Origin of the sequence: Mycobacterium sp. 852013-50091_SCH5140682 (assembly GCF_001665685.1) — a bacterium.
Lineage (GTDB): Bacteria > Actinomycetota > Actinomycetes > Mycobacteriales > Mycobacteriaceae > Mycobacterium.
In genome coordinates, this window is sequence record NZ_LZTB01000067.1 from 1 (window position 1) to 16,279 (window position 16,279).

The window sequence follows — 16,279 nt, forward strand, 5'->3', positions numbered from 1 at the left end:
GCGGCCACGGCTGCTACTTGCCGAAGTTACCATACTTCCTGGTACGGCCCGGCGTATCGATACAGTGAGCAACGCTCACCGTGGCGCTCAATCCTTTTCGGCGCGCAACACCAGCACCGCCCGGGATTCCACGGTGACCTTCGCTCCGGCCGCCAAGGGTGTGTCGTCGAGGTTTGCGGCGGTGCTGATCACCGGCGTCCACTGGGCCGCGAAGTCCTTCGGCGGCAACACGAACTCGATCGGTTCGTAGTGCGCGTTGAAACACAGCAGGAACGAGTCGTCGACCACCTGCTGGCCGCGTACGTCGAGGTCGGGGATGCCGTGCCCGTTCAGGTACACGGCCATCGACTTGGCGTAGCCGGTTTCCCAGTCCTCGGCCGTCATATCGGAGCCGTCAGGTGCGAGCCAGGCGATGTCGGGCGCACTGGGCGCGCCGGTCTGACGGACGGGCCTGCCGTCGAAGAAGCGTCGCCGCCGGAACACCGGGTGGGCGGCGCGCAGTGCCGATACCGTCCGGGTGAACTCCATCAGCTCCGAATCCGCTGTGGCCCAGTCGATCCAGGAGATCTCGTTGTCCTGGCAGTAGACGTTGTTGTTTCCGCTTTGGGTGCGGCCGAGTTCGTCGCCGTGCGCGATCATCGGAACACCTTGGGACAGCAGCAGAGTGGTGAGGAAGTTGCGCTGCTGCCGGGCCCGCAGTTCGTTGACGGCCTCGTCGGTGGTCGGGCCCTCCTCGCCGCAGTTCCACGACTTGTTGTTGCTCTCGCCGTCGCGATTGTCCTCGCCGTTGGCTTCGTTGTGTTTCTCGTTGTAGGACACCAGGTCCCGCAGCGTGAAGCCGTCGTGCGCGGTGACGAAGTTGATCGACGCGAACGGACGGCGACCGGTCTGCTCATAGAGGTCCGAGGATCCGGTGAGCCGCGATGCGAACTCGTCGAGAGTCGCGGGCTCGCCGCGCCAGTAGTCGCGCACGGTGTCGCGGTACTTGCCGTTCCACTCGGTCCACTGCGGCGGGAAGTTGCCCACCTGGTAGCCGCCGGGCCCGACGTCCCACGGCTCGGCGATCAGCTTGACTTGGCTGACCGTCGGATCCTGTTGCACGAGTTCGAAAAACGAACTCAGTCGGTCGACGTCGTAGAACTCGCGGGCCAGGGTGGCCGCCAGATCGAACCGGAAACCGTCCACGCGCATCTCGAGCACCCAGTACCGCAGCGAATCCATGATCAGCTGCAGTGAATGCGGATGGCCGACGTTGAGGCTGTTGCCGGTACCGGTGTAGTCCATGTAGTACCGCTTGTCGTCGTCGACGAGCCGGTAGTAGGCGGCATTGTCGATACCGCGCATCGACAGCGTGGGCCCCAGGTGATTGCCCTCGGCCGTGTGGTTGTAGACGACGTCGAGGATCACCTCGATGTCGGCCTCGTGCAGCGCACGCACCATGGCCTTGAACTCCTGCACGTGTCCGCCGGCGGTGGCACTCGAGCTGTATCGCGGGTCGGGAGCCAGGAATCCGATGGTGTTGTAACCCCAGTAGTTCGACAGTCCCTTTTCCTGCAATGTCGAATCGTCGACGAAGTGGTGCACCGGCATAAGTTCGATCGCGGTCACGCCCAACGACTTCAGATGCTCGATGATCACCGGATGCGCGACCGCCGAATAGGTGCCGCGGATCTGTTCGGGGATGTCCGGATGCGTTTCGGTCAGACCCTTGACATGTGCCTCGTAGATGACGGTGTCGGCGTACTCGTGACGCGGCGGCCGGTCGGTGCCCCAGTCGAAGTACGGATTGATCACCACGGACTTCGGCATGTGCGCTGCCGAGTCCTCGTCGTTGCGGCTGTCGGGGTCGCCGAAGTTGTAGCCGAACAGCGGCTGGCCCCAGTCGAACGACCCGTCGATGGCCTTCGCATACGGATCGATCAGCAGCTTGTTCGGATTGCAGCGGTGCCCGGTGGCCGGATCGTACGGGCCGTACACCCGGTAGCCGTAGTGCTGACCGGGCTCGACATTGGGCACGAAGCCGTGCCAGACGAACCCGTCGACCTCGGGCAGCACCAGCCGCTTCTCCGTGCCCTCGGCGTCGAACAGGCACAACTCCACGCGCTCGGCGACCTCGCTGAACAGCGCGAAATTGGTGCCCGAACCGTCGTAGGTGGCGCCAAGGGGGTAAGCCTTACCCCGCCAGATTTCGAGTTCGGGTTCCGTGGTTCGCTCGGCTGGATTCACAGTCCGACCTTACGGGTCCGCCGCGTCGCGTGACCATCGGACGGACCCTGCGCCATGCCCCGGATGGGCGCGCATTCATCGCGTTTACCGCCTCTGAGCTGGTCAAATGCCGCACGCTGCGGCTAGTTGACCTCGACGCCCGCCGAGCGCAATTCGTGGATCGCCGCGGTGGTGCTCTGCGGGGCCACCCCGGCGGTGAGCCCGGTGAGCACGCGGGTCCGCAGGCCGGCTTTGACCGCGTCGGCTGCCGTCGCCGCCACGCAGTAGTCGGTCGCGATGCCCACCACGTCGACGGCGTCCACGTCGTGGGCGCGCAGCCAGTCCGTCAGCGTCGTGCCGGAGTCGTCGGCACCCTCAAAACCGCTGTAGGCGGCGGTGTAGTGGCCTTTCTTGAACACGGCCTCCACCGCGCTCGCGTCGAACTCAGGGTGAAACGCCGCGCCCGGCGTCTCGGCCACGCAGTGCCGCGGCCACGATTTCTGATAGTCCGGATGTTCGGAGAAGTGTTCTCCCGGGTCGATGTGGAAATCCTTGGTGGCCACGACGTGGTCGTATCCGTGGTCGCCTGCGAGCAGTTCGGTGATGGCCCGGGCGACGGCTGCGCCGCCGGTCACCGCCAGTGAGCCGCCTTCACAGAAGTCGTTCTGGACGTCCACGACGATGAGTGCGCGCATGGTGTTTATTGTGCGCCGCGTCGTCATCCGCCGAACAACAGATACAACCCGGTGAAGGTGTAGCCGACCATCACCAGCATCATCGACAGCTGGCCGGTGAGCTGATGGCGTTTGGGCAGCAGCTGCAACGCCCGGTCGTGGGCCGCGATCACGCCGGCGACGTGCCCGGTAAGCACGAACCCGACCTTGAGGCTCGCGAGCACCGAAGGATGAAGCGACAGAATGTAATTCACGCTGACGTTGTCCAGCCCCAGTAGCAGGATCACGGTCTGCTGGCCACGCTCGACGAGGTAGGACAGGTAATGCGCGAACACGTAGCCGATGACGATCGGGATGAGCGAGTGCGCCATCAGGCCGGGTAGTGCGCGGCGGCGCTGCCGGTCCACGCCGCCGGTGGCCCGCGCGGCGGCGCTGAAGGTGACGGCCACCGTGGTCGCGAACACCAGCAGGGCGGCGGTTCGGATGAGCGACGCCGCCGCAGGCGAGCCGGCGTGCGCATCGACGAAGTTGCGCCACTGCGGCATCGCCGAGAAGCTGTCGAACGCCGTCGAGCCCAGCAGCACCGCGAGCGTCGCGACGACACCCGAGCGGACCGGAAGGGTCGGCAGGTGGTTGAACGGATTGCCGATGACGATCCGCCCGTCGTGCCGCCGTAGCGGGGACAACCGCGACGCCACCATGCTGTAGACATCGAACGGATCGGCCCGGGTGAGCCATGGCTCACCGCAGCACATCGCACCGGCGAACGTCACCGCCACGTACGCCAGAAGCCAGTAGCGGATAGCGGCCAGCGACGCCGGGTCCGGGCTGGCCAGCTCCAGCCAGACGAACGCGAACAGCCCAGCGGCCGCGGGCCAGTAGCCCAGCCGTTCCGGGTAGGGCCACGGTTGCCTGCGGACCGCCAGGCGGACGACGCGGTAGACCGTGCGGACCGGTGAGAGCACCCGCCACACCGGCCCGAACGCCAGGGACAGCGCCACCAGGCCCACCCAGAGCAGCACGTAGAACACTCCGGGCAGCGGATTCTTGGCGTCCTGCGGGCCGAGCGACGAGGCGATCACCACCCACCCGGCGAAGCCAAGCGCGATCAATCGCACGGCCCACCGGGTGACCGGTGAATCCACGGTCGCCTCAACCCAGCCCGGCACGGCCCGGCCGGGCTTGGCCGGGTCGAACCGCGGCCGGCGCCACGCGAAGGCGACGACGGCAAACGTGAAGGTCAGTGTCCACGCGGCGCCGAGCAGCGCATACGTGTACGGGATCGGGAGATCCGTCGAACCGCCCAGGCCGTGGGCCAGGATGGCGGTTCGGTGGGGGGTCACTGCTGCACTTGCACGCTGGCGATGGTGCGGTTCAGATGATGCAGCTCGATCTCGACGGTGCCGGGCACGTCAACGGTGAACTGGAACTGCTGACCGGTGCGCGGCTCGATCTTGAAGGTGTGGTCCGGCGTCGAGTGCACGTGCAGTTCGTCGGCAGCGTCGCTGTTGACGCGGACCACGATGGGCTCCTTCACCTTGCTCTGCAGCGACGCGTTGGTCGGGGTTACCTCACCGCCCTTGATGGTCACGTCGATCACCAGGCGGTTGGGCGCCTGCTGCTGGTTGGTCATGTCCGATGGGTTGACGGTGGTCACCGACGGAGTGGTCGAGGCGGCGCTTTCGGCAGTCTTGGACTTGTCCGAGCCGCTGCATCCGGCCGCCAAGAGTGCTGCAGCGGCGGCCAGAACGATCAGTCTGCTTGTACGCGTGGTCACGGTGAATCATCTTCGCCTGTACGGCCCCGCGTTTCATCTTCATCCGCCGGTTCCTCGTCGGTGTCGGGGTTGCGGCGGTCGCGGCGGGCGATATAGACGATGACGCCGACGACCACTACGGCCGGGACGAACGCAGGCAGGGCCAGTAGCAGCGTGTGATCGGCCAGGTATGTCTCGGTCACGTCTGCGGCTGCACCGGTCGGGGACCGGAGGTCTTGCTGCCCGCCTCCAGCTCCTTGGCGTTGATGCGGCCGGCGCCCCAGGTCAGGCCCGCGATCAACACCAGCGTGCACACCAGGACCACGAGCGAGGCGACGTTGTAGAGCCAGGCCGGGTGGTTGAGGTTGCGTTCGCGCTGCAGGATGGTGATCTCCTGGACGAAGGGACGCGTGATCGACTGCATCGCGGGGGTCTCGGGCGCGCCGATCCCCGGGTCCGCGGGCAGGAAGATCGGTATGCCGCTCATCGTGGTGCCGTCCTGGACCCGCAGGAGCGTCTTCCACGAGCCCGACACCGGGATCGGCTGGGTAGAGCGATAGTGGCCGGGGCCGACCTTCTGCAGGCGATCCACCACCAGTCCCCGATGATGCGCCAGACCGCCCTGCCACGAGAGGATCGACACCCATTCCGGGTTGTCGCTGATCAGATTGGGCGGGGTGATCTGCACGTCGGCGGCCACCATCCGCTGCCCGCCATCGTTCGACAGGTCGGTCAAACTGATGGTGGCACCGGCATTCTGCGGTACCTCGGTGCGCAGGCCGTTGGCCACCGCGCCGCCGAGCACCAGGACTGTCACGATGACGATGGAGATGCCGATCGCCGGGCGGGGGAGACGTTGTCCGGTCAGCACGAGGGCCAGCAGTGCGCCACACACGCCCATGGCGATCGCGACGGGAATCGCCATCGCCAGTGCTTCGCCCCACATGCTCTTTGGCCAGGGGTAGTGGTAAACCGCGCCGATCCACAACGATTCCAGCCACAGTCCCACGGTGGCCACGCCCAGCCCGCTCACCGCACCGAAGATGATGGGCCGCTTGACAAGTGGCGTCAGCGCCAGCAGTTCGACCACCAGCGCGGGGCCCAGATACAGCGCGAACCAGCTGATCGGTGCACCGAGTATCGGGCCGACGATGAAGGCGACGGCACCGCGCAGCGCGACGGCGAATGCGGCGGCGATGAGCGCGGCACCCGGCCCGAGCACGAGCCGCGCCGCGACCGCGGCCAGCGCGGCCGCACCCGCGATCATCATCGGCTGCAGCACAAGGCGGAACTGCTCGACGCCGAAGTCGTACTCGATCTGGAACACCGACAGCCCGATGAACAGGCCACCGAAAGACAGGAAGTACAGAAACTTGTTGAACTTGCTGTCCTCGGGCACATCCGGTCCCATGGCCACGCGGCCCTCGTGCTCGAGCAGCAGCACCGCGATCAACGACAGGCCCGCACCGCCGATGAGCATCAAATGCGTTGGACCCCAGAGTGTTACGTCTTGTCCGAAGATGCGATGCCAGATGTCGTCGAGCGGGAAGCCAATCAGCGCGTACAGACCGCACAGCGCCATCAGAACCCCGCCCACCGGCGCGTACCAGGTGCGCGTGATCCTGATCGCGGCCGGCCCTGGCTTGTCGTAGGGCAGCACGATGGCCAGCGATCCGGCGATGAACAGCAGGAAGAGTCCGACAAGGATGAAGTAGTGCGCGGGGTTCGCCAGCGGGCCGGGATCGCGGCCTTTGCCGATGTGAAGGCTGACATCCCAGATGAATCCGAACAGTGCGCAGATGATGGTTGCGGTGAACAGGAACACCTGCAATGCGACCCAGGGTGGCCGATGGAACTTGCGGCCCAGGCGTTCTGCGAAGCTGCTCAACCACGTGATGCGTCGCATCCGGTGCAGATATCCCACCCACAGCAACGCAACGCTGACCACCAGCGCGGCCACTGACATGCCGATCACCTGATCAAGGGCGGCGCCGCCACCCTCGGTGCCTGCCGCAGCCCAATACGAAACTGCCTGGATTGAGACCTCCGGTGAACCCATCATGATCCCCACCCACTGACTATGTCCGGATGACTTTGGTCAGTGGTGATGTTGCCAGAACTCGTCAGGTCAAAACCAGACCTACCGAATCAGTGGTCAGCGGGTACTCCACGGGGTCACGGGGCGTTCCCGCTGCACATGGTCGAGCGTGACGTCGACTCGCTCGTCGAAAAAGCAGATCAGTCCGCGCACCGGCCCGGCGTCGTGCAACGGGTCGTGGTAGCTCCACGCCACATCGGCGGGACCGTCCGGCAGCGAGTAGTAGCTTGCCCGGCCCTTGTACGCGCAGAAGCTGATCGTGTTGCTGTCGGCGAGCGGCACCACCACGTCCCCGCGGGGAAGGTAGCAGCGGGTGGGCAGCAGGGTCTCGAAAAGTAATGTGGGATGGTCAGATTCGGCCAACAGGCGGCCGTCGAGCTCGATGCGGATGTGTCGTCTGCTGGGCAGGATGTCGATGCGGTGGAACGGGTCACGCGGGTGGGCGACGATCGGTTGGTCCTCCTCGCGCCACTCGAAGGCGGCGAAGTCGAGGATCAGGTACCCGGCCAGGTCCGGATCGTCGGGCTGATACGCAGCGCCGGCGCTGGTCTCCTCACCGGCGATGACGTCGTATGTGGTGCCCGGGCAACTGTGAGTGGTGAACGGGACGGACGGATCGAGAAATCCGGGGATCTCATCGTCATTGCCCGCGGCGCCCGCAGGAATCAGCCCGGCGGTCAGCGCCGTGCGGGGCACCGCGTAGGCCGGGACGACCCGGCGCGGTTCCCACACCAGCACCGCCTCGCACGTATCGGCGACCGGTTCACCGCCCATGCAGGCACGGATCCGTTTCGCCGTCGGTTGATAGCGAAGCGAGTTGAGACGTTCTGCCAGTAGGTCCGACACCTTGGCGGCCATACCGACCATTATCGGCCGCCCGGACCGATAACTGTCAGGTACCGACGTAATCCGCGAGATGTTCCCCGGTCAGCGTGGCTCGGGAGGCGACCAGATCGGCCGGGGTGCCTTCGAAGACCACCTGGCCACCGTCGTGGCCTGCGCCGGGGCCCAGATCGATGATCCAGTCGGCGTGTGCCATGACGGCCTGGTGGTGTTCGATCACGATCACCGACCGACCCGCATCGACCAGCCGGTCCAGCAGGGCCAGCAGCTGGTCGACGTCGGCGAGATGCAGACCGGTGGTGGGCTCGTCGAGGATGAGCACATTGCCGGCCTCGCCCATGTGGGTGGCCAGTTTGAGCCGTTGCCGCTCGCCGCCGGACAGCGTGGTCAACGGCTGGCCCAGGGTCAGATAGCCAAGGCCGACATCGCCCAACCGTTCCAGGATCTTGTGCGCAGCAGGAACTTTCGCATCACCGCTGGCAAAGAACTCGGTTGCCTCGGCGACCGGCATCGCGAGCACCTCGCTGATATCGCGACCGCCGAAGGTGTATTCCAGGACCGACGCGTCGAACCGGCGCCCCTCACACACCTCGCACGGGGACTCGACGGTGGCCATCACCCCGAGGTCGGTGTAGATGACGCCGGCGCCGTTGCACGACGGGCAGGCGCCCTCCGAATTGGCGCTGAACAGAGCGGGTTTCACGCCGTTGGCCTTGGCGAACGCCTTGCGGATGGGTTCGAGCAGGCCGGTGTAGGTGGCCGGGTTGCTGCGCCGTGAGCCCCTGATCGGAGCCTGGTCGACCGTCACCACCCCGTCGCGTCCCGAGACCGACCCGTCGATCAACGAACTCTTGCCCGACCCGGCCACCCCGGTGACGACGACCAGCACCCCCAGCGGGATGTCTACGTCGACGTCGCGCAGATTATGTGTGTCGGCGCCGCGGATCTCCAGTGCGCCGTCGGCCTTTCGGACCTCCGGTTTGAGCGCGGCACGGTCGTCGAGATGGCGACCGGTCACCGTGTCGCTGGCTCGCAGCTCCTCGACGGTGCCCTCGAAGCAGACGGTGCCGCCCGCGGTGCCCGCACCGGGTCCGAGGTCGACGACATGATCGGCGATCGCGATGGCCTCGGGTTTGTGTTCGACGACCAGCACGGTGTTGCCCTTGTCCCGCAATGCGAGCAGCAGTTCGTTCATCCGGGCGATGTCGTGCGGATGCAGCCCGATGGTGGGCTCGTCGAACACATAGGTGACGTCGGTGAGCGAGGAGCCGAGATGACGGATCATCTTGGTGCGTTGGGCCTCTCCGCCCGAGAGCGTGCCCGACGGTCGGTCCAGCGACAGGTAGCCCAACCCGATCGTGACGAAGGAGTCCAGCGTGTGGCTCAAGGACGCCAGCAGTGGCGCCACGGATGCCTCGTCGATGCCCTTGACCCAGTCGGCGAGATCGCTGATCTGCATGGCGCACACCTCGGCGATGTTGCGCCCCTTGATCTTCGATGACCGGGCTTCCGCGGTGAGCCTGGTGCCGTCACAGTCGCCGCAGACGGCGAACGTCACGGCCCGCTCCACGAACGCGCGGATGTGCGGCTGCATCGAGTCGACGTCCTTGGCCAGGAACGACTTCTGGATCTGCGGTATCAGCCCGGCGTAGGTCAGGTTGACGCCATCGACCTTGATGCGGGTGGGCTCCTTGTACAGAAGCGCGTCGAGTTCCTTCTTGGTGAACTTGCGGATCGGCTTGTCCGGGTCGAAATAGCCGCAGCCCCGGTAGATTCGGCCGTACCAGCCGTCCATGCTGTAGCCCGGGATGGTCAGGGCGTTCTCGTTGAGCGACTTGCTGTCGTCGTACAGCGCGGTCAGGTCGATATCGCTGACCGAGCCGCGGCCTTCGCAACGCGGACACATCCCACCGGTGATGCTGAAGCTGCGGCGTTCCTTGGTGGTGCGGCCGCCTTTGGAGACGGTGACCGCACCCGCGCCGCTGATCGACGCCACATTGAAGGAAAACGCTTGAGGCGAACCGATATACGGTTTACCGATCCGACTGAACAGGATGCGCAGCAGCGCACCCGTGTCGGTGGCGGTGCCGACCGTGGAGCGTGGGTCGGTACCCATCCGCTGCTGGTCGACGATGATCGCCGTGGTCAGCCCGTCGAGCACGTCGACCTCGGGCCGGGCCAGGTTCGGCATGAAACCCTGGACGAACGAGCTGTAGGTTTCGTTGATCAGTCGCTGCGATTCGGCGGCGATCGTGCTGAACACCAGCGAACTCTTCCCCGAACCGGACACTCCGGTGAACACCGTCAGGCGCCGCTTGGGCAGCTCGACGCTGATGTCTTTGAGGTTGTTCACGCGTGCGCCGTGCACGCGGATGAGGTCGTGGGTGTCAGCCGGGTGGACCTGGGTAGTCTTGGCGCTCTTGGCCATTCAGCGGATCTCCTGGAGACGGATGAGGTTGCCTGCCGGGTCGCGCAACGCGCAGTCGCGGATGCCGTACGGCTGATCGGTCGGTTCCTGGATGATCTCGGCGTCCGTCGCCTGCAGCTTTTCAAAGGTGCTGTCGAGGTCCTTGGTGGCCAGGAGCAGGCTCGCGAACGTGCCCTTGGCCATCATCTCGGAGATGACGCGTTGCTCCTCATCGGTGATGCCTGGGGTGGCCTCCGGCGGGAACAGCACGATGGAGACATCGGGCTGGTCCGCGGGTCCGACGGTGATCCAGTGCATGCCGTTGTAGCCGACATCCTTGCGGATTTCGAAGCCGAGGATGTCGCGGTAGAACGTCCTGGCGGCCTCCGGGTCGTTCTGTGGAAGGAAACTTGAGCTGATGGTGATGTCCATGTCCGTCACGCTAATTGCGGTTTGGGGGTCGACGCTTCTCGATTCCTGATCGGTCTGGTCACCTGCTTGGCGACGCACGACGGTATGCCCTCGGCCGAGTCGGCCATCTGCTGGCGGTAGGTGCTCGGCGGGATGCCGACGAGTTCGGTGAAGCGGGTACTGAAGGTGCCCAGCGACGAGAAACCGACTGCGAAGCACACTTCCGTGACCGTGAGATCGCCGACGCGAAGCAGCGCCATGGCGCGTTCGATACGCCGGGTCATCAGGTAGCTATACGGCGATTCTCCGTAGGCCAGCTTGAATTGCCGGGACAGATGCCCCGCCGACATGTTCACCCCGCGCGCGAGCGCTTCCACGTCGAGGGGCTGGGCGTAGTCGCGGTCCATCCGGTCGCGCACACGACGCAGCAGCGCGAGGTCGCGCAGTCGTTGCACGTCGGGGCTGGTGGCCACCTGATCGATGCTGCCACATCCGTAGGGGTGCGGTCGGTGTTCGGCGGTAGGCTCCGGGCGGTGAGACCGGCACAGCTGGCCGCGCTGCGGTTGCGGCAACGTGACGGTGTCACCTGCGGCCCGACCGTCGCGGTGGTGGCGGGCGTGCTGATGGATCCGGCCTACCGGGCGCCGTTGCTGGGCGCGGGTGGTCTGCAGTGGTTCTCCGACGAGCAGCGTCGCGTCCACGCGGAGATCAACCGCTTGTGGCCCCGCCGGCTGGGAGCTACCCCGGCGGGCATGGCGCAGGCCCTGACCCGCCACAGCATCGGAGCCACCTACCGTTGGCGCCCCTTTCGCGGCGACCGGGATGGGTTGGCCGACGTCCTGGCTGCGCTTGAGACCGGCAGGCCGGTCGCGATGCTGGTCGGTGGTCGCGGGATCCCACGGCACTGGGTGCTGATCGTGGCGGCGGCCGACAACGTGTTGCAGTGCTACGAGCCGTCCTCGGGAGCGGTGGTGCCCGTTGACATCGCGGCCGTCCGCGGCGCACGTCTCACGGGGCTGGGATTTCCGCGACCGTTTGCGTTCGTCCTGCCACGCTCAGGATGAGTAGCGTCGAAGCATGGCCCGAAAGTATGCGACGGCGGACGCCGTGGATCTCACTGCCCTACTCGACTTCGTTCGACCGCGACATCGGATGGTGCTCACGACATTTCGCGCCGATGGCAGCTTGCAGAGTTCGCCCGTGACGGGTGGGGTGGATGAGCAGGGCCGGATCATCGTCTCGAGTTATCCGCAGCGGGCGAAGTCGGCCAACATTCGCCGGACTCCGCGGGCGAGCGTGACGGTGCTCTCCGATGAGTTCAACGGGCCCTATGTCCAGGTCGACGGCGATGCCGAAGTCATCGCCCTGCCCGACGCCGTCGAACCGCTCGTCGACTACTACCGCTCGATCGCCGGTGAACATCCGGACTGGGACGAATACCGGCAGGCGATGGTCGACCAGGGCAAGTGCCTGATTCGGTTGACGCCGCGACGCTGGGGGCCGGTGGCTACAGGAGGGTTCCCGCCGGAGTGAGCTACCGGCGTTGACTCTGCGCTGAGGGCGGCGATATCTCGGAGTATTGCGCCGTCACCGCAGACTCGAAAGCTGCTAGTCGACTGCTCAGCGGTTCACGGACCCTCACATCGGATGCGTTGCGTCTGCTAGCACGTCAAACTATAGTCTGGACACATGTCCAGAGGGTCCGGAGTCGCTGCGTGAGTCCGTCTGCCCTGTTCAGCGCCGTTTCCGCCGACGAGTGAGCTGACTATGCGTATCGCGTTGCTGTCCTACCGAAGCAAGACCCACTGCGGCGGTCAGGGCGTTTACGTCCGTCACCTCAGCGCCGGGCTGGCCGAATTGGGGCATGAGGTCGAGGTGTTCTCCGGCCAGCCCTACCCGGAGCTCCTGGACCCCAGGGTCAAGCTGACCGAGGTGCCCAGCCTCGACCTCTACCGCGAACCCGACCCGTTCCGGGTGCCACGACTCAGCGAGATTCGCGACCACATCGACGTGCTCGAACTGCTCACGATGTGGACGGCGGGTTTCCCGGAGCCCCGCACGTTCACCATGCGGGCCGCCCGGATGCTGGCCCGCCGCCGCGACGAGTTCGACGTCGTGCACGACAACCAGAGCCTCGGCACCGGGCTGCTGAAGATCGCTGATCTGGGTCTGCCGGTCGTCGCCACCGTGCATCACCCCATCACCCGTGACCGGCAGGTGGAGGTCGACGCCGCCACGTGGTGGCGTAAACCGTTGGTGCGCAGGTGGTATGGCTTCGCAGAGATGCAGAAGCGCGTAGCTCGGCGGATGCCGGAGCTGCTGACGGTGTCATCGTCCTCCGCGGCAGATGTCGCCGAGGACTTCGGGGTGTCCCCGGGGCAGCTGCACGTCGTGCCGCTCGGCGTGAATACCGAGCTGTTCAAGCCGTCCGATGACCGCGTCAGCGGCCGCATCATCGCGATCGCCAGCGCCGACGTACCGCTCAAGGGCATCAGTCACCTGCTGCATGCCGTCGCCCGATTGCGCGTGGAACGCAACCTGGACGTCCAGCTGGTATCCAGGCTGGAACCCAACGGCCCCACCGAGAAACTCATCGCCGAGCTCGGTATCTCCGACATCGTGCACAGCTCCAGCGGGTTGTCCGATCGAGAATTGGCCGACCTGCTGGCCTCTGCCGAGGTCGCCTGCATACCCTCTCTCTACGAAGGCTTTTCGCTGCCTGCAGTGGAGGCCATGGCCAGCGGCACGCCGATCGTCGCGAGCCGTGCGGGAGCCTTACCCGAGGTGGTCGGCGACGACGGTGAGTGCGCCCGGCTGGTCCGGCCCGCCGACGTCGACGAGCTCACCGCGGTGCTCGGCCAGTTGCTCGATTCGCCGTTGGAGCGGCGCAGGCTGGGTGCGGCGGGGCGACAGCGCGCAGTCGAGGTGTTCAGTTGGGAATCAGTTGCTGCCCAGACTGTTTGGGTGTATGAGATGGCGCGTGAGCGGGTTGGGGTGTGAACGCGCACGCGAGGAGCACAGAGGTGAATAAGTGTTGACCGTTGATTTCGACCGGCTCGGCATCGGCCCGGGTACCACGGTGATCGATGTCGGTTGCGGTGCGGGTCGGCACACCTTCGAGGCCTACCGGCGGGGTGCCGACGTGATCGGCTTCGACCAGAGCGTGTCGGACCTCAACGACGTCGAGACGATGCTGCGTGCCATGCGGGAGGAGGGGCACGTACCGCTCTCGGCCAAGGGGGAGGCCGTCAAGGGCGACGCGCTCGACCTGCCGTATGCCGACGGCAGTTTCGATTGCGTCATCGCCTCGGAGATCCTCGAACACGTACCGGAGGACGACCGCGCGATCGCCGAACTGGTGCGCGTGCTCAAACCCGGTGGCGCGCTCGCCATCACGGTGCCACGCTGGCTGCCGGAGAAAGTGTGCTGGCTGCTGTCCGACGAATACCACGCCAACGAGGGTGGGCACATCCGGATCTATCACGCCGACGCGTTGCGCGACAAGGTGCTGGCCCACGGTCTGGAGCTGACCCATACCCATCACGCCCACGCCCTGCACTCGCCGTACTGGTGGCTGAAATGCCTTGTGGGCACGGATAAGAACGACCATCCCGCGGTCAAGGCGTATCACCAGCTGCTGGTGTGGGACATGATGGGCAGGCCGTTTCTGACCAGGGCGGCCGAGTCGCTGCTCAACCCCGTGATCGGTAAGAGCGTCGCGTTGTATTTCGAGAAGCCGATGTCATCGAGCAGGCGGTGAACGTTGCGACTGCCTGAAGCTCCCGGGGTGGCGGGTGTCCTGACGCCCGCCGCGTGCCGCCAGACAGCAGAGTCGATCGCGGCGACCCAGGAGACCTCGGGCGCCCTGCCGTGGTTCGACGGCGGGCACACCGATCCGTGGGATCACGTTGAGAACGCCATGGCGCTCACCGCGGCCGGGCTCATCGAACCGGCCAGGGCAGCGTTCGACTGGTGTCGCACCGCCCAGCGGCCGGACGGCTCGTGGCCTATCCAGTTGCGCGCCGGCGTCATCGAGGATGCCAACAGCGACAGCAACTTCTGCGCCTACGTGGCGACCGGGGTGTGGCATCACGTTCTGGTCACGCGCGACCGTCGGTTCGCCGAGACGATGTGGCCCGTGGTGACCGCGGCCATCGACTTCGTCCTCGGACTGCAGGCCTCCGGTGGCGAGATCTATTGGGCCAGTACGCCCTCGGGTCCCGTGCGAGAGGCGTTGCTGACGGGCTGCGCGAGCATCTACCACAGCATCCGGTGCGGATTGGCGCTCGCCGACTACCTCGACGATCCGCAGCCGGAGTGGGAGGTTGCGCTGGGGCGACTCGGCCATGCCGTCGTCGCGCATCCGGAAGCCTTCTCCGCCAAGGACACCCACGCGATGGAGTGGTACTACCCGGTGCTGGGCGGAGCCCTGCGGGGAGCGGCGGCCGTGGCCCGGATCGAGGACCGCTGGAGTGATTTCGTGGTGCCGGGTCTCGGCATCCGCTGTGTGGATCACCGGCCCTGGGTCACCGGCGCCGAGACGTGCGAACTGGTGATGGCGCTCGATGTGATCGGCGACACCCGGCGGGCGCACCAGCAGTTCACCGCGATGCAGCACCTGCGGGAAGACGACGGATCCTATTGGACCGGACTGGTTTTCGCCGACGGCAAACGCTGGCCCGAGGAGCGCACCACCTGGACGGGTGCGGCGATGATCCTGGCTGCCGACGCGCTGTCATCGACCACGGCGGCCGGCGGCATCTTCCGCGGCGAGGGCCTGCCGCGTGGTCTGGACGGCGAATTCGACTGCGAGTGCGTCGTCCGCTAGCCGAATTGGCCAGGCTGTTCTGTTTCGTCCTCCTCGCGTGCGGGGCCGGCCATCCGCTCCAGCACCCGCATCGAACCCACCACAGCCACCTCGCGGAACGCTCCGGTGCCCAGAGCGCGCTGATAGATGTGGAAGGGCGCCTGGCCGCCGTCGGCAGGGTTCGGGAACACATCGTGGATGATCAGCGCACCGCCGATATCGACCCAGTGGGCCCAGCCGTCGAAATCCCGCTGCGCGGCCTCTTCGGTGTGGCCGCCATCAATGAACAACAGCTGCAACGGCATTCGCCAACCGCGGGCCACGACCGGGGACTTTCCGACCACCGCCACGACGTGCTCGTCGAGCCCGGCGGCGTCGAGGGTGTGGCGCATGGTGGGCAACGTGTCGAACAGTCCGGTGACGGGATCGACCAGCGACGTGTCGTGGTATTCCCAGCCCGGCTGGTGCTCTTCGGAGCCGTGGTGATGATCGACGGTGTAGACCACCGCACCGGTTTCCTGCGCGGCCGCACCGAGCAACACTGTCGACTTGCCGCAATACGTCCCGATCTCCACGCCGACTCCGCCGTCGAGGTAGCGGAGTGCGGCGTCGTAGAGGGCCCGTCCCTCGTCGGCAGGCATGAAACCGGTGACCTGCTCGGCCAGCGCGAAAAGACGCTCAGCCCGTGGTGACAGCGGTGATGGCACAGTGTCGGTGGAGCCCATGGGATCACAATCTACGTTGCTGGGCTCCGGGTGTTGTAGTAGCGTCCGGACACGTGTCCGATCCGGCTCTGGAGTCGACTCGCCGTCGGCTGACCGCGCGGCAAGCCGACACCGTCGAACGTCTGGGCCGCGCCGCGGTCGAACTCATCGGCCGAGAAGGATTCGCGGGGTTGACCGTGCGCCGGGTGGCGGCGCAGGCGGGTGTCGGCTCGGCGACGGCCTACACCTACTTCTCGTCCAAGGAACACCTTGTCGCCGAGGTGTTCTGGCGCAGGCTCGCCGGCGCTCCACCCGCAGCGCACACCTCACCGGATCCCGCGACCAGGGTCGTGGAAGTGCTGCAGCACATCGCG

The 16,279-nt window shown here is 66.3% G+C and carries 17 protein-coding genes; 6 read left to right on the forward strand and 11 right to left on the reverse strand.

Features of this window, described 5'->3' with window-relative positions; translation table 11 throughout:
- Positions 1-87 precede the first annotated feature (87 nt).
- The 10 genes from glgX to A5784_RS20025 form a co-directional block, all read right to left on the reverse strand.
- Complete coding sequence (gene glgX, locus A5784_RS19980) at positions 88-2,226, reverse strand: glycogen debranching protein GlgX (RefSeq protein WP_064946641.1); 2,139 nt, start codon at positions 2,224-2,226, stop codon at positions 88-90.
- A gap of 122 nt (positions 2,227-2,348) precedes the next feature.
- On the reverse strand, positions 2,349-2,900 hold the full coding sequence (locus tag A5784_RS19985; RefSeq protein WP_064946642.1) for an isochorismatase family protein: 552 nt from the start codon (positions 2,898-2,900) through the stop codon (positions 2,349-2,351).
- 23 nt (positions 2,901-2,923) lie between these two features.
- On the reverse strand, positions 2,924-4,222 hold the full coding sequence (locus A5784_RS19990) for a hypothetical protein (protein ID WP_064946643.1): 1,299 nt from the start codon (positions 4,220-4,222) through the stop codon (positions 2,924-2,926).
- Positions 4,219-4,656, reverse strand: coding sequence for a hypothetical protein (locus tag A5784_RS19995; RefSeq protein ID WP_064946644.1), 438 nt, complete (start codon positions 4,654-4,656; stop codon positions 4,219-4,221). The genes A5784_RS19990 and A5784_RS19995 overlap by 4 nt, the downstream gene beginning before the upstream one ends.
- Positions 4,653-4,838, reverse strand: a complete 186-nt coding sequence (locus A5784_RS20000) for a hypothetical protein (RefSeq protein ID WP_064946645.1) — start codon at positions 4,836-4,838, stop codon at positions 4,653-4,655. The genes A5784_RS19995 and A5784_RS20000 overlap by 4 nt, the downstream gene beginning before the upstream one ends.
- Positions 4,835-6,697 (reverse strand): hypothetical protein, encoded by a 1,863-nt coding sequence (locus A5784_RS20005; protein ID WP_064946652.1) that lies wholly within the window; start codon positions 6,695-6,697, stop codon positions 4,835-4,837. Before A5784_RS20005 ends, A5784_RS20000 begins: the two co-directional genes overlap by 4 nt.
- A gap of 93 nt (positions 6,698-6,790) precedes the next feature.
- Positions 6,791-7,591, reverse strand: coding sequence for a DUF427 domain-containing protein (locus tag A5784_RS20010; protein ID WP_064946653.1), 801 nt, complete (start codon positions 7,589-7,591; stop codon positions 6,791-6,793).
- Positions 7,592-7,625: 34 nt separating this feature from the next.
- Positions 7,626-10,004 carry an ATP-binding cassette domain-containing protein gene (locus A5784_RS20015; RefSeq protein ID WP_064946646.1) on the reverse strand — a complete coding sequence of 793 codons (2,379 nt, stop codon included), beginning with the start codon at positions 10,002-10,004 and terminating at the stop codon, positions 7,626-7,628.
- The gene (locus tag A5784_RS20020; protein WP_064946655.1) at positions 10,005-10,415 is read right to left on the reverse strand and encodes a VOC family protein; all 411 of its coding nucleotides are present in this window, start codon (positions 10,413-10,415) and stop codon (positions 10,005-10,007) included. It abuts the gene before it with no gap.
- A 5-nt stretch (positions 10,416-10,420) separates the two neighbouring features.
- Complete coding sequence (locus A5784_RS20025; protein ID WP_502687525.1) at positions 10,421-10,801, reverse strand: helix-turn-helix transcriptional regulator; 381 nt, start codon at positions 10,799-10,801, stop codon at positions 10,421-10,423.
- 126 nt (positions 10,802-10,927) lie between these two features.
- Here A5784_RS20025 and A5784_RS20030 point away from each other — a divergent pair, with 126 nt between their 5' ends.
- The 5 genes from A5784_RS20030 to mmpH all read left to right on the forward strand — a co-directional run bounded on the left by A5784_RS20030 (position 10,928) and on the right by mmpH (position 15,222).
- Positions 10,928-11,458: a hypothetical protein gene (locus tag A5784_RS20030; protein ID WP_064946654.1), complete on the forward strand. Its 531-nt coding sequence runs from the start codon at positions 10,928-10,930 to the stop codon at positions 11,456-11,458.
- A gap of 13 nt (positions 11,459-11,471) precedes the next feature.
- The gene (locus A5784_RS20035) at positions 11,472-11,927 is read left to right on the forward strand and encodes a PPOX class F420-dependent oxidoreductase (protein WP_064946648.1); all 456 of its coding nucleotides are present in this window, start codon (positions 11,472-11,474) and stop codon (positions 11,925-11,927) included.
- Positions 11,928-12,161: 234 nt separating this feature from the next.
- Positions 12,162-13,394: an MMP alpha-(1->4)-mannosyltransferase gene (gene manT, locus A5784_RS20040; RefSeq protein ID WP_064946649.1), complete on the forward strand. Its 1,233-nt coding sequence runs from the start codon at positions 12,162-12,164 to the stop codon at positions 13,392-13,394.
- Positions 13,395-13,425: 31 nt separating this feature from the next.
- Entirely contained in the window at positions 13,426-14,154 is a 729-nt protein-coding gene (locus tag A5784_RS20045; RefSeq protein WP_064946650.1) for a class I SAM-dependent methyltransferase, read from the forward strand.
- A gap of 27 nt (positions 14,155-14,181) precedes the next feature.
- Complete coding sequence (gene mmpH, locus A5784_RS20050; protein WP_082944958.1) at positions 14,182-15,222, forward strand: MMP endo-(1,4)-3-O-methyl-alpha-D-mannosidase; 1,041 nt, start codon at positions 14,182-14,184, stop codon at positions 15,220-15,222.
- Here mmpH and A5784_RS20055 read toward each other — a convergent pair.
- A complete protein-coding gene (locus tag A5784_RS20055) occupies positions 15,219-15,926 on the reverse strand; it encodes a class I SAM-dependent methyltransferase (protein ID WP_064946651.1) in 708 nt (235 codons plus the stop codon). The genes mmpH and A5784_RS20055 overlap by 4 nt on opposite strands.
- A 53-nt stretch (positions 15,927-15,979) precedes the next feature.
- Here A5784_RS20055 and A5784_RS20060 point away from each other — a divergent pair.
- Positions 15,980-16,279: helix-turn-helix domain-containing protein (locus A5784_RS20060; RefSeq protein WP_156750671.1), on the forward strand; the 300-nt coding region annotated here is incomplete at its 3' end.

Bases quoted from the DNA above. Each gene is read 5' to 3' on its own strand.
- A5784_RS20025 (WP_502687525.1), bottom strand. From the start codon at position 10,801: ATGGACCGCGACTACGCCCAGCCCCTCGACGTGGAAGCGCTCGCGCGC.
- A5784_RS20035 (WP_064946648.1), top strand. From the start codon at position 11,472: ATGGCCCGAAAGTATGCGACGGCGGACGCCGTGGATCTCACTGCCCTA.
- A5784_RS20010 (WP_064946653.1), bottom strand. From the start codon at position 7,591: ATGGCCGCCAAGGTGTCGGACCTACTGGCAGAACGTCTCAACTCGCTT.
- A5784_RS20055 (WP_064946651.1), bottom strand. From the start codon at position 15,926: ATGGGCTCCACCGACACTGTGCCATCACCGCTGTCACCACGGGCTGAG.
- manT (WP_064946649.1), top strand. From the start codon at position 12,162: ATGCGTATCGCGTTGCTGTCCTACCGAAGCAAGACCCACTGCGGCGGT.
- A5784_RS20020 (WP_064946655.1), bottom strand. From the start codon at position 10,415: ATGGACATCACCATCAGCTCAAGTTTCCTTCCACAGAACGACCCGGAG.
- A5784_RS19985 (WP_064946642.1), bottom strand. From the start codon at position 2,900: ATGCGCGCACTCATCGTCGTGGACGTCCAGAACGACTTCTGTGAAGGC.
- A5784_RS20005 (WP_064946652.1), bottom strand. From the start codon at position 6,697: ATGATGGGTTCACCGGAGGTCTCAATCCAGGCAGTTTCGTATTGGGCT.
- A5784_RS20015 (WP_064946646.1), bottom strand. From the start codon at position 10,004: ATGGCCAAGAGCGCCAAGACTACCCAGGTCCACCCGGCTGACACCCAC.